Genomic DNA, 14,878 nt, shown 5'->3' with positions numbered 1-14,878 from the left:
ACGAGAGGTTCTGAGTCGATATGGCGAAGCGCATCGAGGTCAGCGGCCTCAACGTCTACTACGGCGATTTCAAGGCCGTCGAGGACGTGTCGATGACGATCGAGCCCCGCTCGGTCACCGCGTTCATCGGTCCGTCCGGCTGCGGCAAGTCCACCTACCTGCGCACCCTGAACCGGATGCACGAGGTGATCCCCGGCGCCCGGGTCGAGGGCAAGGTCATGCTGGACCAGCAGGACCTGTACGCGACCGGGATCGACCCGGTGGCGGTCCGCCGGGTGGTCGGCATGGTGTTCCAGCGGCCGAACCCGTTCCCGACCATGTCGATCTTCGACAACGTCGCGTCCGGACTGAAGCTGAACGGCGTCAAGGACCGCAAGAAGCTCACCGAGGTGGTCGAGAGGTCGCTCAAGGGCGCCAACCTCTGGACCGAGGTGAAGGACCGGCTGGACAAGCCCGGCGCGGGTCTGTCCGGCGGTCAGCAGCAGCGGCTGTGCATCGCCCGGGCGATCGCGGTCGAGCCCGAGGTGATCCTGATGGACGAGCCGTGTTCGGCCCTCGACCCGATCTCCACGCTGGCGATCGAGGACCTGATCGAGAAGCTGAAGGACAAGTTCACCGTGGTGATCGTCACGCACAACATGCAGCAGGCGGCCCGGGTGTCGGACCAGACCGCGTTCTTCAACCTGGCCGCGACCGGCAAGCCCGGCCGGCTGATCGAGATGGGTCCGACCAAGCAGATCTTCTCGAACCCGAACGAGAAGGCGACCGAGGACTACATCACCGGCCGCTTCGGCTGATCCGTCGTACCGACAAGCTTCGGCCGCCGCGAGCAGTGTGCTCGCGGCGGCCGATCTGCTTGAGGATGCGTTCAGACACAGAGAGTTCGGGCGAAGTTGACCCGGGCAAGGGTGTCAGCGACCTCGCGCGGTGACGCCACGCCGACGTGGGTGTTGTGGGTGCGGTTGCCGTTCTGCACCGTGACCTGGACGAAGCCGGTGGTCTTGCGCTCCTTGCAGAGCAGGAAGAGCAGACCGAGCAGGCAGGCGAGCGCGAAGACGATGGCCAGGATGATCGCCCAGGCGGGGATCTTCTCCTCGGTCCGCGACATGTCCATCGCCGACCAGTTCGTGCCCTGGGTCGGCAGCACGCCGGCCGGGGTGACGATCCGGAACTGCTCGACCGAGATGTCGCCGACGGTCACCAGCACCGGCCCGGTCGGCAATGCCTGCAGGGGCAGCGATTGCGCGGGCTGGTACGGCCCACCGACCGGCGGCTGGTACGGACCCGGAGGCCGGCCGTGCTGCGGGGCGGGCGCCGCCTCGAACGTCGGCGTGGGCGGCTCGTACTGCACCGGTAGGTGGCGGGTCTCCGGCGAAGGATCGTCGGGACGGCGATCGGGCGGCGGAGGCTGAGGGGGTTGAGTCACCCGGCCAACTTTAAGTGTTCAAGGGATCCGGTGTGGACGCGTGACCAGGCACCTGTGGAAAAGATAGCCTGCGAGGATCCTCGACGTTCTCAGAAGGGACCGCGGTGAGCACTCCGACGCCTCCCGGCGACGACCCGAACGACCCTGACAGGCCGCAGGACGCCCCTGAGACCCCGGGAGAAGAGCCGACCCAGTACGGCGAGCAGCCGTACCAGCCCGAGCAGCCCAGCCAGTACGGCGAAGCACCCGGCGCGCCTGGTCAGTCCGACGACGACCAGCCGAGCCAGTACGGTCAGCAGCAGGACCCATATGGCCAGCAAGCCGACCCATACGGTCAGCAGCCAGACCCGTACGGTCAGCAGCCTGGCCAACCCGGTCAGTACGGGCAGCAGCCTGGTGCCTACGGCCAGCCGGGCCAGTACGGCCAGCAGCCTGGCTACGGGCAGCAGCAGCCTGGTTATGGCCAGCAGCCCGGTCAGTACGGGCAGCAGCAGCCGGGCGCGTACCCGGGCCAGCCTGGTCAGTACGGGCAACCGGGCTATGGGCAACAACAGCCGGATTACGGTCAGCAGCAGCCAGGCCAGTACCCGGGTTCTTACGCCCAGCAGCCCGGCGCCTACGGCCAGTACCCGGGCCAGCCCGGCGGGTACGCCTACGGCGGCGGGGTCCAGCAGAACAACACCCCGCAGACGCTGGCCATCATCGGCATCGTCTGCTGGTTCTGCTGCAGCCCGGCCGCGATCGCTCTGGGACTGATTGCCCAGAGCAAGTTCCGCGAGCAGAACCGGTCGGACACCCTGGCCAAGGTCGCCTGGATCGGCGGCATCGTCGCCCTGGTGCTCGGCGTCGCGTCCTACGGGCTCGGCTGGATCAACTACTGAGCTGAGACGACACCGTCGCCGGGCCGGACCACCGCCCGGCGACGGCTCAGATCAGGTTGCGGGCGACGCCGTACACCAGGAGCAGGGCGATCAGGCCCTTGACCGTCCAGTCGACCGCGCGCGGGCTCATCCGCAGCCGGGGCAGCCGGATCAGCCGCAAGGATTCGAGCGACCAGGCAAGCAGTTGGTAGCCGACGGCAACACCGATGAGCGGGCCGAGGACGAGCACCACCGGGTTGAAGTGCCAGGCGGCGTTCAGATCGCCCTGGAGCAGCGCGGCCGCCATCCGGGTCGATCCGCACAGTGGGCAGTTCAGACCCGTGGTTGCGTGCAGGAGGCAAGGAATCCCGATCCGCCCGCCGGACAGCTGGTAGACGGCCGCGAGACCGAATCCGCCGACGCCGGTGGCAGCCAGACCCAGCACCCGTCTGTCCACAGGCTGGACCGGGCCGGTCGGCCGCAGTACGACGCTCAGCGAAAGGCTCACCGGACAACGGTAACTCTCATCACGTGGGATCCGTAGCCGGAACTGAGCCGTCCGACCACTAGCCTGCAACTCACTCCTCAACCAGCAACAGTAGAAGGGATCGTCGTGAGCTCTCCGACGCCACCGCCGGGTTACGGCCCGCAGGACCCCCAGCAGGGTCAGTACGGCCAGCCCGGTCAGTACGGACAGCCTGCGCCGCAGCCGGCCCAGTACGGGCAGCAGCCCGGGTACGGCGCTCAGCAGCAGCCGGGCTACGGGCAGCCGGCGCAGTACGGCCAGCAGCAGCCCGCCCAGTACGGTCAGCAGCCCCAGCAGCCCGGTCAGTACGGGCAGCAGGCGGGCCAGTACGGCCAGCCGGGCTACCCGCAGCAGTACGGGCAGCCGGGCTTCGGCGCGATCCCCGGCAACCTGGCCGCCTGGCCGAACCGTGTCGGCGGTGCGCTGATCGACGGTCTGATCGTGGGTGTGCCGTACGGCATCGGCGCCGCGCTGGCGGCGAACGAGAACCTGGCCATCATCGCGCTGATCTTCTACCTGATCGGCATCGGCCTGGCGATCTGGAACATCGTGATCCGCCAGGGCAACACCGGTCAGACGGTCGGCAAGCAGGTCCTCGGCCTGAAGCTGGTGGACGCGAACACTGGTCAGCCGCTCGGCCCGGGCAAGACGTTCCTGCGCCAGCTGACCCACATCCTGGACAGCGCCGCCTGCTACATCGGCTACCTGTGGCCGCTGTGGGACGAGAAGAAGCAGACGTTCGCGGACAAGATCAACAACACCTACGTCATCAAGCTCTGACGTAGCACCGCGCAGCACCGGACGCCGTGGCCTCTTGGGGCCGCGGCGTCCGGCATTCCGGGCCGGTCCGCGATACTCGTCCCTGCGGATCCGGAGCGCCCAGAAAGGACCCCACACGTGAGCACCCCGCCGTACGGCGAGCAGAGCCGGCCCAAGGACCGGCCGGCTCAATACCCACCAGGACAACCGGGGTACGGCGCGTACCCGCCAGGGCAGCCGGGTGGATACCCGCCGGGGCAGCCAGGCGGTCAGTACCACCAGCAGGGGTGCAACCCTTACGGACAAGGCGGTTACGGCCCGGGCTACGGGTACGGGTACGCACCACCCGGGCAACTGGCCGGCTGGCCGATCCGGGTGGGCGCCTCACTGCTCGACTCGCTGCTCCAGTTCGTCCCCACCGTCACCGGATTGGTGCTGTCGCTGGTCATCGACGGCGACCAGCAGGAATTGGGGACTGGTGGCGCGCTCGCCATGCTGGGCGGGTTCTTCGTCGCGTTCCTGGTCTGGGTGTGGAACCGGGTCATCCAGCAGGGCCGCACCGGGCAGTCCTTCGGCAAGAAGGTCACCGGCCTGAAGATCGTGCACGCGGAGACCGGTCAGCTGATCGGTATCGGCTCGACCCTGGGCCGCGAGTTCTGCTCGGTCCTGTTCAACAACATCTGTACTCTCAACGTGCTCTGGCCATTGTGGGACGAGAAGCAGCAGACCTGGCACGACAAGGTCGTCAACGACGTGGTCATCCGCCTCTGACGTGACACTCCAAGAGATGGAATCGATGTGAGTACTCCGACACCGCCGCCCGACGGCCGGCCCCAGTACGGACAGCAGCCGCAGTACGGCCAACCTCAGTACGGCCAACCTCAGTACGGCCAGCCCCAGTACGGCCAGCCCCAATACGGGCAGCCCCAATACGGGCAACCGCACTATGGGCAGCCGCAGTACGGCCAGCCAGCCTATGGTCAGCAAGGTGGCTACGGCTACGGAGCCCCGGCCGCCCCGCTCGCCGAATGGGGTCCGCGCGCCGGCGCGTTCCTGATCGACTCGTTGATCAGTTCGATCCCGATCCTGATCGGGTACGGCATCTTCATCGCGAACATCGCGTCCCGCGCCGACAACACCTACCCCGACGACGATCCGGAGATCTGGGCGATCCTCGTCTTCCTCCTCAGCCTCGCCGTCAGCCTGGGGCTGGGCCTGTGGAACCGGGTCTTCCGCCAGGGCAAGACCGGGCAGAGCGTCGGCAAGAGCGTGCTGAACCTGCGGCTGGTCGACTCCACCTACTTCCAGCCGGTGGGCGCCGGCAAGGCGTTCCTCCGCGAGTTCCTGGCCGGGCTCTTCAACAACGCCTGCTTCCTGAACCTGCTGTGGCCGCTGTGGGACGACCAGAAGCAGACCTGGCACGACAAGGTGATGTCGACGTACGTGATCAGGTCGAACTAGCGCGACAGCAGGAAGCCGGCGCAGGTGACGGACCAGAGCACGCTGGTGAAGGTGCCGATGATGAAGCGTTCGGCGACGGCCTGCGGGGTGACGGAGGCCGGCTGGTCGGGGCTGCGCAGCTCGGGGTAGCGGGCCAGTCCCTTGATGGCCAGCACGATCGCGAGGCCCTCCGGCCAGCCCGCCACCAGAGCGGCGTAGATGGCGCCGCGCTCGAGTGAGCCGATCAGCGCGCCTCCACGCAGTACCTCACCGGCTTTCTGCGTCGATTGGGCTCTGGTGTTGCCCCGGTCGACCAGAGCCAGCACAGACGTCGTCAGCGGGCCGCCACCGGTGACGGCGAGGCCTCCGGCCAGTAGGAGCAGTACGTTCCACCAGCGCTCGACCCAGCCCTCCACACCGTCGCCTGCCAGCAGCAAGAGGCCGACTGCCACCAGGCAGACCAGCATCACGCCGCTGAGCACGATCTGCACTGTGGAGCCGGCCTTCGGCACCCAGGCCAGTACGGCGAGGACCAGGGCTGCCGCGGTCAGCGACAGGATCAGAGCCGTCACGCCGCGGCCCCGGCGCCCAGCAACTCGGCTGCCAGCACCCGTCCACGTTGCTCCTCGACGAAGCCGGCCGCCTGGGCCCGTTGCGTCACCGCCGACTGGCTGATCCCCAGCTTCACGCCGATCTCCCGCCTGGTGAGTCCTTCGGCCAACAGGTCGGCCACGGCCCAGCCGCGCTCACTCCGGCGCCGCAGCACCGACGCCATCAGCCACAGCACCGTCTCCACCTGCTCGGCGACGCGGGCATCGGTCCCGACCACGTTGACGTGGTGCGGGCTCGACTTGGCCCGGTTCACCGCTTCCCGCGCGTGCACGAACGCGTCGCCGCTGCCTGCCCTGGTACTGCGCGGCAAGGGCTGGGCGACGTCGCCGATGCCGAGCCCGACATACCACGTGTCCGAGCGCAGCAGCTCCACGATCACGTCGATGGTGGCGCGAGCCTCCGAGAGCACGCCCTGCACCTCGTCGCCGGCCGTCCGCTCGAACTTCCGGAGCAACCCGGTCCGCCGCGGCCGTCGGTTCAGGGTGTTCAGTAGCTCGGGTACGAGATCGGTCATGCTTCGGCTGCCCCGTTGATCTACCGTGAGAACGAAGACCACCGCCCTGCACCTCCTTCCCAACGCATTAAGGCTACAGTCTTATTCACGTAGAGTGAAGGAAAAAACCTGAATCGGTTCACCCGATCACTCTCAGTGATCGCCCCGCAGGCCCGCCGATCTCCTCATTCTCCGCTCAGTCCCGGGCCCTCGGCATCTCGACTCGCCCCGCGACTTCACTGCGCGTCAGCACGGTTCGGGCCCGGAGTACGGCGTACTCCGGGTCCGAAGCGACTCAGTCGGCCAGCGGCAGGTACAGCTTCTTGTCGTGCGCCTTGAAGGTGTCGGACATCTCCGCGAAACCGGCCTCGATGGCCTCGGTCGAGGTCAGGCCCTTCTCCTCGGCGTAGGCGCGGATGTCGGCAGTGATCCGCATCGAGCAGAACTTCGGACCGCACATCGAGCAGAAGTGGGCGGTCTTGGCCGGCTCGGCCGGCAGCGTCTGGTCATGGAAGGACCGTGCGGTGTCCGGGTCCAGCGAGAGGTTGAACTGGTCCTCCCAGCGGAACTCGAACCTTGCCTTGGACAACGTGTCGTCCCAGTCCTGCGCCCCGGGGTGTCCCTTGGCCAGATCGGCCGCGTGGGCAGCGATCTTGTAGGTGATCACACCGGTCTTCACGTCGTCGCGGTCCGGCAGACCGAGGTGTTCCTTGGGCGTGACATAGCAGAGCATCGCCGTACCCAGCCAGCCGATCTGGGCCGCGCCGATCGCGCTGGTGATGTGGTCGTAGGCCGGCGCCACATCAGTTGCCAACGGCCCCAAGGTGTAGAACGGCGCCTCACCGCACAGCTCCTCCTCGAGCCGGACGTTCTCGGCGATCTTGTGCATCGGCACGTGTCCCGGCCCCTCGATCATCACCTGGACGTCGTGCTCCCAGGCGATCCTGGTCAGCTCACCGAGGGTCCGCAGCTCGGCGAACTGCGCAGCGTCGTTGGCGTCCGCGATACATCCCGGCCGGAGCCCGTCGCCCAGCGAGAACGTCACGTCGTACGACCGCAGGATCTCGCAGAGCTCGGCGAAATGCGTGTAGAGGAAGGACTCCTGGTGATGTGCCAGGCACCACGCGGCCATGATCGAACCGCCGCGCGACACGATCCCGGTGATCCGTTGCGCGGTCAGCGGGACGTACCGCAGCAGTACGCCGGCGTGCACGGTCATGTAGTCCACGCCCTGCTCGCACTGCTCGATCACCGTGTCGCCGTAGACCTCCCACGACAGCGCGGCCGGATCGCCCTTCACCTTCTCCAGTGCCTGATACAGCGGCACCGTCCCGATCGGCACCGGTGAGTTCCGCAGGATCCACTCGCGGGTCTCGTGGATGTTCTTGCCGGTGGACAGGTCCATCACCGTGTCCGCGCCCCACCGGGTCGCCCAGACCAGCTTCTCGACCTCTTCCTCGACCGAGCTGGTGACGGCCGAGTTGCCGATGTTCGCGTTCACCTTCACCAGGAACTTCTTCCCGATGATCATCGGCTCGGACTCGGGGTGCCGCCGGTTCGCCGGGATCACCGCCCGGCCGCGGGCCACCTCGGCCCGGACGAACTCCGGGTCGACGCCCTCGCGGACGGCGACGTACCTCATCTCCTCGGTGATGGTCCCGGCTCGCGCGTGCGCGAGCTGGGTCGACGGCTCGCGACCGGCGATCCAGTCCCGCCGCAGCGCCGGCAGACCAGCCTGGACGTCGATGGTCGCGGACGCGTCGGTGTACGGACCGGAGGTGTCGTACAGGTCGAAGTGCTCGCCGTTGGTGAGGTGGACCCGGCGGGCCGGGACACCCAGCTCACCGCGATAGATCTTCTCCGAGCCCGAGATCGGGCCGGTGGTGACAGACGGACGGACAGAATTGCCGATGGTTGTCACAATGCTGCTCCCTACGCCGGAATTACCCGGACAGGTTCGGCGGTCGGCGGCGCCGGTTCACCCAGCCGCCCTCTCAGCCCGCTACGGTGCGAGCTCCCGCGATCTCCAATTGTCAACGGTCACCTTAACCTGCCGTCTTGACCGGCCCGGTAGCGTCGGGGGATGCGAGACCTCGTATACCCGCCGGTGATCGGCTTCGCGAAGACGGCGTTCAAGGTGCTGGACCTGAAGTTCCAGCTGACCGGGACGGAGAACGTGCCACGGGCCGGCGGCGCGGTGATCGCGTTGAACCACATCTCGTACGTCGACTTCGTCCTCGGCGGGTTCGGCGCGGTCCCGAGCAAACGGCTGGTCCGGTTCATGGCCAAGGAGGTCTTGTTCCGCAACCGGTACTCGGGTCCGCTGATGCGCGGTATGCACCACATCCCGGTGGACCGTGCGGCCGGTACGGCGTCGTACCGGCAGGCGCTGCAGTACCTGAACGCGGGTGAGGTCGTCGGCGTCTTCCCGGAGGCGACGATCAGCCGGTCGTTCGAGTTGAAGGAGTTCAAGTCCGGCACGGTCCGGATGGCCGCGGCGGCCGGCGTACCGGTGATCCCGCTGATCCTGTGGGGGACGCAGCGGATGCTGACCAAGGACCATCCGCGCGACTTCTCCCGGCACCGCACGATCGCGATCACGGTCGGCGAGCCGATCACCGTCACCCGGGGCGACGACGCGGTCGAGGCGACCGCACATCTGCGCTCGACGATGGCCGGCATGCTCGACCGCACCATCCGCGCCTACCCCGAGCAGCCGGCCGGCGCCTGGTGGCTGCCTGCCTCGTACGGCGGCAGCGCCCCGACCCCCGCCGAAGCCGAGCGGCTGGACCAGGAGGAGCTGGCCCGCCGGGCGGACCGGAAGAAGTAGACGTTTGCCTCAGCAGTAGTCGGCAATCGGACAACACCTTGACCCCGGATCGGCACGAGGGTACGAAGAACCTCTGTTGACAGTGCAGGAACCTGGGGGGTCCCTGTGTTCCCGGCCGCGCGGTGGCGTGCGCGGCCGTCGTACTCAGGTGGGCGGGGGAAGTTGTGTTGGAATCACCCGAAGAGCTGCATCTCTTCGAGCCGGGGACGCTGACCGTGGCGCCACACGTCGCGGAGGAGGTCCCCGACGTCGGCCTGTACTTCCTCGACTGGGCGGTCCAGGGCCTGAACGCGGCCCAGGCCCGAGAGGTCGAGGCCGCGATCAACGGCCGGCGCTGCCAGAACGGCTGGTTCCCGCTGGAGAGCCTGGACAACATCGGCAGCCGCGGGTTCTGGCGCGGGCCGCTGACGTACCTGGCCCGGATGACCGCGGACGACGGCTCGATCATGCAGGACTGGGCGTCCAGCCGGCTGGACGGCGAGAAGCGCCGCCGGATCGAGGCGACCGCGAACCACCTGCTCTTCCAGCAGGGCCACGCGGCGGCGGCGACCTGGGTGATGGCCGTCCGGCCGCAGGCCTACCTGAACCTGCCCGAGCTCGGCGACCGCCTGGCCGCCACCTGGGAGCTCAACCTCGGCTCGATCCGCCCCAAGGACGTGGCCAAGGCAGTACGCCGCTGGAACCGCTGAGACACCGGTCAGGTGTGCCTCTGGTACGGCGGGCTCACTCCAGGATCAGGTGGGCCAGACCGTAGCAGAGGGCGGCGACCAGACCGGCGGCCGGGATGGTCAGGATCCAGGCCGCGACGATACCCCTGGCAACACCCCAGCGGACCGCGGACAGCCGCTTGGTCGCGCCGGCACCCATCACCGCCGAGGTGATCGTGTGGGTTGTCGAGACCGGCGCGTGCAGACCGATCGCCATCACGTACAGGACGGTCGCGGCGACCGACTCGGAGGCGAAGCCGCGAGCCGGGTCCAGGTGGATGATCCGGCGACCGAGGGTGCGCATGATCCGCCAGCCCCCGGAGTAGGTGCCGAGCGAGATCGCGGTCGCGGCAGCGACCTTCACCCAGGTCGGGATGCCGTCGTCCGGCTGCACGTATCCGGTGGTGACCAGGGCCAGGAAGATCACGCCCATCGTCTTCTGCGCGTCCTGCAGGCCGTGGCCGAGCGCCATCGCGGCGGCCGACACCACCTGAGACAACCGGAAGCCGCGGGTGACCTTGCCGGGGTTGCTGCGCCGGAAGATCCACAGGATCGCCGTCATCAGGATGAACGCCCCGAAAAAGCCGATCGCGGGCGACAGCACCATCGGGATGACGACCTTGTCGGCGATGCCGGACCACAGCACCACGCTCGACGAGGCGATCCCGGCTCCGACCAGGCCGCCGATCAGCGCGTGCGACGAGGAACTGGGCAGGCCGAAGTACCAGGTGATCATGTTCCAGGTGATGGCGCCGACCAGGGCGGCGACCACGACGACCAGCCCGTGCTCGCCGGACGGAATACTGATGATGCCCTTGCCGACGGTCTCGGCCACCTCGGTACCGAGGAACGCGCCGAGGAAGTTCATCACCGCGGCCATCGCCAGCGCGACCCGTGGCGTCAACGCCCGGGTGGAGACCGAGGTCGCGATCGCGTTCGCCGCGTCGTGGAAGCCGTTGGTGTAGTCGAACGTCAAGGCGATGACGATGACCGCGACGACGAGCGCGAATTCCACGCTCAGCTCTCCTTGACGGCGATCTGCTCGACCGTGTTGGCGACGTGCTCGAAGGCGTCGATCGCGGCCTCCAGCAGGTCGACCACGGTCTTGAACTTCATCACCGTCAGCGCGTCGAACTCGCCGCTGAACAGCTTGGCGATGATGCGGCGATGAACCGCGTCACCGGTGTTCTCCAGCCGGTTGATCTCGATCCAGTACTCGGCCAGGTCCTTCATGGTCCGCAGCCGGGGCATCGTCTCCGCGGTCAGCTGGGCGGCCCGCTGGAGCACCTCGATCTGCTCGGCGATCTCCTCCGGCAGCTTCTCCAGGCCGAACAGGTGGACGGCGTCGACGGCCTCCTCCATGAAGTCCATCACGTCGTCCAGATCGGAGGCCAGCCGATAGATGTCCTCGCGGTCGAACGGGGTGACGAAGGTCGAGTTGACCCGGCGGATGATCGAGTGGGTGGTCTCGTCCGCCGCGTGCTCGGCATCCTTCATCTCGGCGGCGATCTGGTGACTGGACGACAGCCCGGTTCCCGCCGTACTGCCGAGCAACTCGGCCAGGATCCGGGATCCGTCCACGAGGTGGTTGGCAGACTCGGTGAAAAGGTCGTAGAACGTCGGGTCGTTCGGACGCAGACGTAACGGCACTTCAAGCTCCGGATGAACGAGGGACAAACCGTGAACATGCTAGGGGGAACGGACCGTTGACGCGGCATCCGCCCAGTCAACGTACCGCGTCGCGATGAACTCCCCCGCCTGGACACGACCGGTGAGTAACCATTCGGTTTCACCGCGTGAGCACGGCGTACAGGTCGAACAGCCCGACGACCAGGACCAGACCGGCCGCCGCGCGCAGCAGGCGTTGGTGGCCGAGGGCATGGACCGGAGCACCCTTGGTACGGCGATATACCGCGCTGACCGCGGCCCAGCAGGCCAGCGACAGGACCAGTACGACGATGCCGAGGCCGGTGCGGACGTCCGACGTGCCGTGGCCGGAAGCAAGCAGGAGGATGCTGTTGGCGATCAGGCCGAGCGCCGTACGACGCCAGGCGAGGAGTGTCCGTTCGGGCTGCAGACCGGGGTCGGGTGTGCTCATCGCCAGATCGAGAACAGCAGGCCGATCAGGCCGACCACACCGATCGTTGCTGCCAGCATCAAGGGCAGCCGGGTCACCGGGAGGCTACCGCCGGTGCGCATCGCGGTGAAGTTCTGCTGCCAGCGGCGGAAGGCACCTGCCGTGGTGACGATCCCGGCAGTGACCAGAACCACACCGATGACCTTGGCCGCCCAGCGGTCCGGGCCGAGGTCGAGGAACTGTACGGCGGACAGGCCGCCCGCGTAGCAGGCCAGGGAGGTCCGCAGGTAGGCCAGATAGGTCCGCTCGTTGGCCAGGGTGAAGCGGTAGTCGGGTTCCTGCTCCTCCGTCATCAGCAGCTCACCAGGCCGTGGCTCTCCTTGAGTGTCAGCACGCGCCTCACGCTACTCGTCAGCTGCGCGGCGAACGCCTTGTCCTGCTCGGCCTTGGCGACCAGAGCGTTCACCATGGTGGCGGTCAGCCCTGCCGTGGCGTTGATGACGATGTCCCCGCCGGCTGCGACGAACCGGGTCGCCCGCTGGCCCGCCGGTACCGAGGCGACCTCGGCGGCCGCCCCGACGTCGTCGGTGATCACCACGCCGTCCCACTGCAGATCGCCGCGGACCATGCCCTGGATGACAGTCGGCGAGAACACAGCGCGGTTGTTCGGGTCGATCTTGCGGTAGGTGACGGTCGAGATCATCACCATGTCGGCACCGGCCTCGAGCCCGTCGGCGAACGGCTGGAGGTCCGCGTCACCGCGCACGGTGACGTTGTCGACCACACCGGACGAGAAGTCGGTGTTGCCGCGCACCCGGCCGAGTCCCGGGAAGTGCTTGACCGAGGTCATCACGCCGGCCGCCTGCATCCCCTTCACGAACGCCTGGACCGGCGGCCCGACCTCCCCGGGCGTGTTGCCGTACTCACGGTCCAGACTGCCGATCGGAGCGTTCTGCTCCTTCAGTGAGTTCGGTACGACGTCAGCGACCGGCGCGAGGTCGACGTTGACACCGGCCTCCTTGAGCTGGTCGCCCCACCCCTCCGCTTCCGCGGTGAGCTTCGAGCTGGACCAGGTGCCCTGCACGGTCGCGGCCGGAATACGGTCGAAGCCAGGGCCCTTCAGACGCTGGATCTGACCGCCCTCCTGGTCTGCCGCGATCAGCGGGCGGATGCCCATCACCGTGGCGGCAGCGGTCGTCGCTGCCATCGCCGTACGGGTGTGGGAGAGGCTGCCGCCGTTGCCGAGCAGAAGGATGCCGCCGGGCTTCTGCTTCTGCACGATGGAGCGCTGGGACGAGGTCATGCCGTTGGCACTGATGCCGGTCATGATCAGCTGGGCCGCTTCCTCTCGCAGCGTGAGGGCTTGCAGCTTCTGGTCGATGCAGCTGGCCTGGGTCGGCGTGGCCGTCGGGGTTGGCGTTGGCGTCGGTGTGGGGGTCGGCGTCGGGGTGGGCCCGGCTGTTGTGGGCAGTGAGACCGAAGACGACGGCACCGTGCTGGGGCCGGCGGTGGGAGAGCCGGAGTCGCTGCAACTGGTCAGCAGGAGTGCTGTCAGCACGACCACTGCTGCTTGGCGCTTCATCTCAGCGGCGCTCCCAAGCGGCCCGGTCGATCGTGTCACCGGAGTGCCGGGCGAGGGTGGCGCAGATGTCGTGCAGGTGCTCGACCTGATCCTCGGAGAGCGCGTCGAAGATCGACTTGCGGACTTCCTCCACGTGGCCGGGTGCGGTCTCGACCAGCTTCTGCCGGCCCAGATCGGTGATGATCGCGACCTGACCGCGACGGTCGGACTCGATGCCCTCGCGTCGTACCCAGCCTGCCTGCTCCAGCCGGTTCACCGCATGCGAGAGCCGGCTGCGCGAGCCCTGGGTTGCCACCGCGAGCTCACTCATCCGCAGCCGGCCGTCAGGCGCCTCGGACAGTCGGACGAGGATCTCGTAGTACGTGTGCGGTATCCCTGCGTCGCGTTGCAGTTGCTGCTCGATCCGGGTGTTCACTACGCGCTGCGCCGCGATGAACGCGCGCCACGCCTGCTGCTCCTGCTCGTTCAGCCACCGGGGTTCCGCCATCCCCGCAGCGTAGCCAGAACAGGTTCCGCTCGCTCGTCCAACCTGATCAGGAGTACGGCGATCGCGCAGATCAGCATGCCGATCACGGCGAGCGGACCGATCGTCTCGTGGAACAGAAGGAAGGCGAACACCATCGTGGTCGGCGGCACGAGGTAGAGCAGGCTGCTGATGCGCGTGGCGCCGGAGAGCTTCAGATTGACCAGGTACAGACCCCAGCCGCCACCTGTTGCCAGGAGCACCAGCCACAGGACAGCGCCGTAGAAGCCCACTTGGCTCGGCACCGTCAGTTGGTCGGTGGATGCCGCCAGTGCGACGAAGAACACCGCCGACACGAGGCTCTGCACGCAGAGTGCATCGAGTGAGTTGGTGCTGGGCTTGCGGCGTCGGTCCATGCATGTGCCGACGACGAGACCGAGCAGACCGCCGAACGGCAGCAGGAACAGCAGTGGGGAGCCGTGAAGGTCGTCAGCCACGACCAGACCGACTCCGACGACACCGACGACCAGTCCGATCCACTGACGTTGGCTGACGCGTTCTCCGAGCAGGGGTCCGGCCACTGTGGCGATGAGGATTGGTTGGAGTGAGCCGATGAGGGCGGTGACACCGGCTGAGATGCCGTGGTCGATGCCGGTGAAGATAAGACCGAGGTAGACGCACTGGGTGAGCAGGGCCATCCACACCTGGGTCACGAGGTCCCTGCGGGTGATCGCCGGCCGCCGTACCAGCAAGACGATGGCTGCCAGCGCACCCGCGACCAGGAAGCGCCATGCGAGCAGGTCGAAGGCGCTCGTGTACTCCGTCCCCCACCGCGCCCCGATGAACCCGCAACTCCAGAACACGACAAACCCGGCACCCGCGGCCAACGGCATCAGCTTCGCCCGCCGCACAGAGCTCACCACCCCCGGACCCGCGACCACTCCCGCGCCCGCGCCCGCGACCACCCGCGGCTCCTCGGCCCGGTGCGTCTGCCCGACCTCGCCCGCGCCCACGCACGGCTCCTCGGCCCCGCGCGTCTGCCCGACCTCCCCCGCCCCCGAGTGCAGCGAGGGGGCGGGGTGCTCTTCCCCTGTCTTCATACA

At 67.9% G+C, this 14,878-nt stretch carries 19 protein-coding genes and 1 riboswitch; of the genes, 7 read left to right on the top strand and 12 right to left on the bottom strand.

Annotated features, from left to right (window positions below; translation table 11 throughout):
• Positions 1–20: 20 nt before the first annotated feature.
• Positions 21–797 carry a phosphate ABC transporter ATP-binding protein PstB gene (gene pstB, locus ACGFIF_RS11095; protein WP_393153984.1) on the top strand — a complete coding sequence of 259 codons (777 nt, stop codon included), beginning with the start codon at positions 21–23 and terminating at the stop codon, positions 795–797.
• 71 nt (positions 798–868) lie between these two features.
• Here the strand turns inward: pstB and ACGFIF_RS11090 are convergent, their stop codons facing one another.
• On the bottom strand, positions 869–1,426 hold the full coding sequence (locus ACGFIF_RS11090) for a hypothetical protein (RefSeq protein WP_393153982.1): 558 nt from the start codon (positions 1,424–1,426) through the stop codon (positions 869–871).
• Between the two features lie 104 nt (positions 1,427–1,530).
• On the opposite strand from ACGFIF_RS11090, the gene ACGFIF_RS11085 reads away from it, so the two are divergent.
• Complete coding sequence (locus tag ACGFIF_RS11085) at positions 1,531–2,307, top strand: hypothetical protein (protein ID WP_393153980.1); 777 nt, start codon at positions 1,531–1,533, stop codon at positions 2,305–2,307.
• A 46-nt stretch (positions 2,308–2,353) separates the two neighbouring features.
• Here the strand turns inward: ACGFIF_RS11085 and ACGFIF_RS11080 are convergent, their stop codons facing one another.
• A complete protein-coding gene (locus tag ACGFIF_RS11080) occupies positions 2,354–2,794 on the bottom strand; it encodes a DUF2752 domain-containing protein (RefSeq protein ID WP_393153978.1) in 441 nt (146 codons plus the stop codon).
• 105 nt (positions 2,795–2,899) lie between these two features.
• On the opposite strand from ACGFIF_RS11080, the gene ACGFIF_RS11075 reads away from it, so the two are divergent.
• The 3 genes from ACGFIF_RS11075 (at position 2,900) to ACGFIF_RS11065 (ending at position 5,032) form a co-directional block, all read left to right on the top strand.
• Entirely contained in the window at positions 2,900–3,592 is a 693-nt protein-coding gene (locus ACGFIF_RS11075) for an RDD family protein (RefSeq protein ID WP_393153976.1), read from the top strand.
• Positions 3,593–3,709: 117 nt separating this feature from the next.
• Positions 3,710–4,342: an RDD family protein gene (locus ACGFIF_RS11070; protein ID WP_393153974.1), complete on the top strand. Its 633-nt coding sequence runs from the start codon at positions 3,710–3,712 to the stop codon at positions 4,340–4,342.
• A 27-nt stretch (positions 4,343–4,369) separates the two neighbouring features.
• The gene (locus ACGFIF_RS11065) at positions 4,370–5,032 is read left to right on the top strand and encodes an RDD family protein (RefSeq protein ID WP_393153971.1); all 663 of its coding nucleotides are present in this window, start codon (positions 4,370–4,372) and stop codon (positions 5,030–5,032) included.
• On the opposite strand, the gene ACGFIF_RS11060 is transcribed toward ACGFIF_RS11065, so the two are convergent.
• The 3 genes from ACGFIF_RS11060 to thiC form a co-directional block, all read right to left on the bottom strand.
• The gene (locus ACGFIF_RS11060) at positions 5,029–5,583 is read right to left on the bottom strand and encodes a hypothetical protein (RefSeq protein WP_393153969.1); all 555 of its coding nucleotides are present in this window, start codon (positions 5,581–5,583) and stop codon (positions 5,029–5,031) included. The two genes, ACGFIF_RS11065 and ACGFIF_RS11060, sit on opposite strands and share 4 nt — an antisense overlap.
• Positions 5,580–6,137 carry a transposase gene (locus ACGFIF_RS11055; RefSeq protein WP_393153966.1) on the bottom strand — a complete coding sequence of 186 codons (558 nt, stop codon included), beginning with the start codon at positions 6,135–6,137 and terminating at the stop codon, positions 5,580–5,582. The genes ACGFIF_RS11060 and ACGFIF_RS11055 overlap by 4 nt, the downstream gene beginning before the upstream one ends.
• 274 nt (positions 6,138–6,411) lie before the next feature.
• A complete protein-coding gene (gene thiC / locus ACGFIF_RS11050) occupies positions 6,412–8,037 on the bottom strand; it encodes a phosphomethylpyrimidine synthase ThiC (RefSeq protein WP_393153964.1) in 1,626 nt (541 codons plus the stop codon).
• Positions 8,028–8,147, bottom strand: a riboswitch (TPP riboswitch). Its footprint overlaps the gene before it by 10 nt.
• 52 nt (positions 8,148–8,199) lie before the next feature.
• Here thiC and ACGFIF_RS11045 point away from each other — a divergent pair.
• On the top strand, positions 8,200–8,946 hold the full coding sequence (locus ACGFIF_RS11045; RefSeq protein WP_393153961.1) for a lysophospholipid acyltransferase family protein: 747 nt from the start codon (positions 8,200–8,202) through the stop codon (positions 8,944–8,946).
• 164 nt (positions 8,947–9,110) lie between these two features.
• The gene (locus ACGFIF_RS11040; RefSeq protein ID WP_393153958.1) at positions 9,111–9,635 is read left to right on the top strand and encodes a hypothetical protein; all 525 of its coding nucleotides are present in this window, start codon (positions 9,111–9,113) and stop codon (positions 9,633–9,635) included.
• A gap of 34 nt (positions 9,636–9,669) precedes the next feature.
• On the opposite strand, the gene ACGFIF_RS11035 is transcribed toward ACGFIF_RS11040, so the two are convergent.
• The 7 genes from ACGFIF_RS11035 to ACGFIF_RS11005 all read right to left on the bottom strand — a co-directional run bounded on the left by ACGFIF_RS11035 (position 9,670) and on the right by ACGFIF_RS11005 (position 14,875).
• Positions 9,670–10,668 carry an anion permease gene (locus ACGFIF_RS11035; RefSeq protein ID WP_393153955.1) on the bottom strand — a complete coding sequence of 333 codons (999 nt, stop codon included), beginning with the start codon at positions 10,666–10,668 and terminating at the stop codon, positions 9,670–9,672.
• A gap of 2 nt (positions 10,669–10,670) precedes the next feature.
• On the bottom strand, positions 10,671–11,303 hold the full coding sequence (locus ACGFIF_RS11030; RefSeq protein ID WP_393153952.1) for a DUF47 domain-containing protein: 633 nt from the start codon (positions 11,301–11,303) through the stop codon (positions 10,671–10,673).
• Positions 11,304–11,442: 139 nt separating this feature from the next.
• Positions 11,443–11,751, bottom strand: a complete 309-nt coding sequence (locus ACGFIF_RS11025) for a DUF202 domain-containing protein (RefSeq protein ID WP_393153950.1) — start codon at positions 11,749–11,751, stop codon at positions 11,443–11,445.
• The gene (locus tag ACGFIF_RS11020) at positions 11,748–12,083 is read right to left on the bottom strand and encodes a YidH family protein (protein WP_393153947.1); all 336 of its coding nucleotides are present in this window, start codon (positions 12,081–12,083) and stop codon (positions 11,748–11,750) included. The genes ACGFIF_RS11025 and ACGFIF_RS11020 overlap by 4 nt, the downstream gene beginning before the upstream one ends.
• Positions 12,083–13,312, bottom strand: a complete 1,230-nt coding sequence (locus tag ACGFIF_RS11015; RefSeq protein ID WP_393153945.1) for a glycoside hydrolase family 3 N-terminal domain-containing protein — start codon at positions 13,310–13,312, stop codon at positions 12,083–12,085. Before ACGFIF_RS11015 ends, ACGFIF_RS11020 begins: the two co-directional genes overlap by 1 nt.
• A gap of 1 nt (position 13,313) precedes the next feature.
• Complete coding sequence (locus tag ACGFIF_RS11010) at positions 13,314–13,799, bottom strand: MarR family winged helix-turn-helix transcriptional regulator (protein ID WP_393153942.1); 486 nt, start codon at positions 13,797–13,799, stop codon at positions 13,314–13,316.
• Entirely contained in the window at positions 13,778–14,875 is a 1,098-nt protein-coding gene (locus tag ACGFIF_RS11005) for a DMT family transporter (protein ID WP_393153939.1), read from the bottom strand. Before ACGFIF_RS11005 ends, ACGFIF_RS11010 begins: the two co-directional genes overlap by 22 nt.
• Positions 14,876–14,878 lie beyond the last annotated feature (3 nt).

The sequence above is a fragment of the Kribbella sp. NPDC049174 genome (genome assembly GCF_043197365.1).
Classification (GTDB): Bacteria; Actinomycetota; Actinomycetes; order Propionibacteriales; family Kribbellaceae; genus Kribbella.
The sequence above is the reverse complement of the archived record's forward strand: the minus strand, read 5'-3'. Positions and strand labels throughout refer to the sequence as shown.

What these genes read in the sequence shown, in the direction of transcription:
- pstB (WP_393153984.1), top strand. Translation starts at nt 21, where the DNA reads ATGGCGAAGCGCATCGAGGTCAGCGGCCTCAACGTCTACTACGGCGAT.
- ACGFIF_RS11055 (WP_393153966.1), bottom strand. Translation starts at nt 6,137, where the DNA reads ATGACCGATCTCGTACCCGAGCTACTGAACACCCTGAACCGACGGCCG.
- ACGFIF_RS11045 (WP_393153961.1), top strand. Translation starts at nt 8,200, where the DNA reads ATGCGAGACCTCGTATACCCGCCGGTGATCGGCTTCGCGAAGACGGCG.
- ACGFIF_RS11025 (WP_393153950.1), bottom strand. Translation starts at nt 11,751, where the DNA reads ATGAGCACACCCGACCCCGGTCTGCAGCCCGAACGGACACTCCTCGCC.
- ACGFIF_RS11020 (WP_393153947.1), bottom strand. Translation starts at nt 12,083, where the DNA reads ATGACGGAGGAGCAGGAACCCGACTACCGCTTCACCCTGGCCAACGAG.
- ACGFIF_RS11015 (WP_393153945.1), bottom strand. Translation starts at nt 13,312, where the DNA reads ATGAAGCGCCAAGCAGCAGTGGTCGTGCTGACAGCACTCCTGCTGACC.
- ACGFIF_RS11010 (WP_393153942.1), bottom strand. Translation starts at nt 13,799, where the DNA reads ATGGCGGAACCCCGGTGGCTGAACGAGCAGGAGCAGCAGGCGTGGCGC.
- ACGFIF_RS11005 (WP_393153939.1), bottom strand. Translation starts at nt 14,875, where the DNA reads ATGAAGACAGGGGAAGAGCACCCCGCCCCCTCGCTGCACTCGGGGGCG.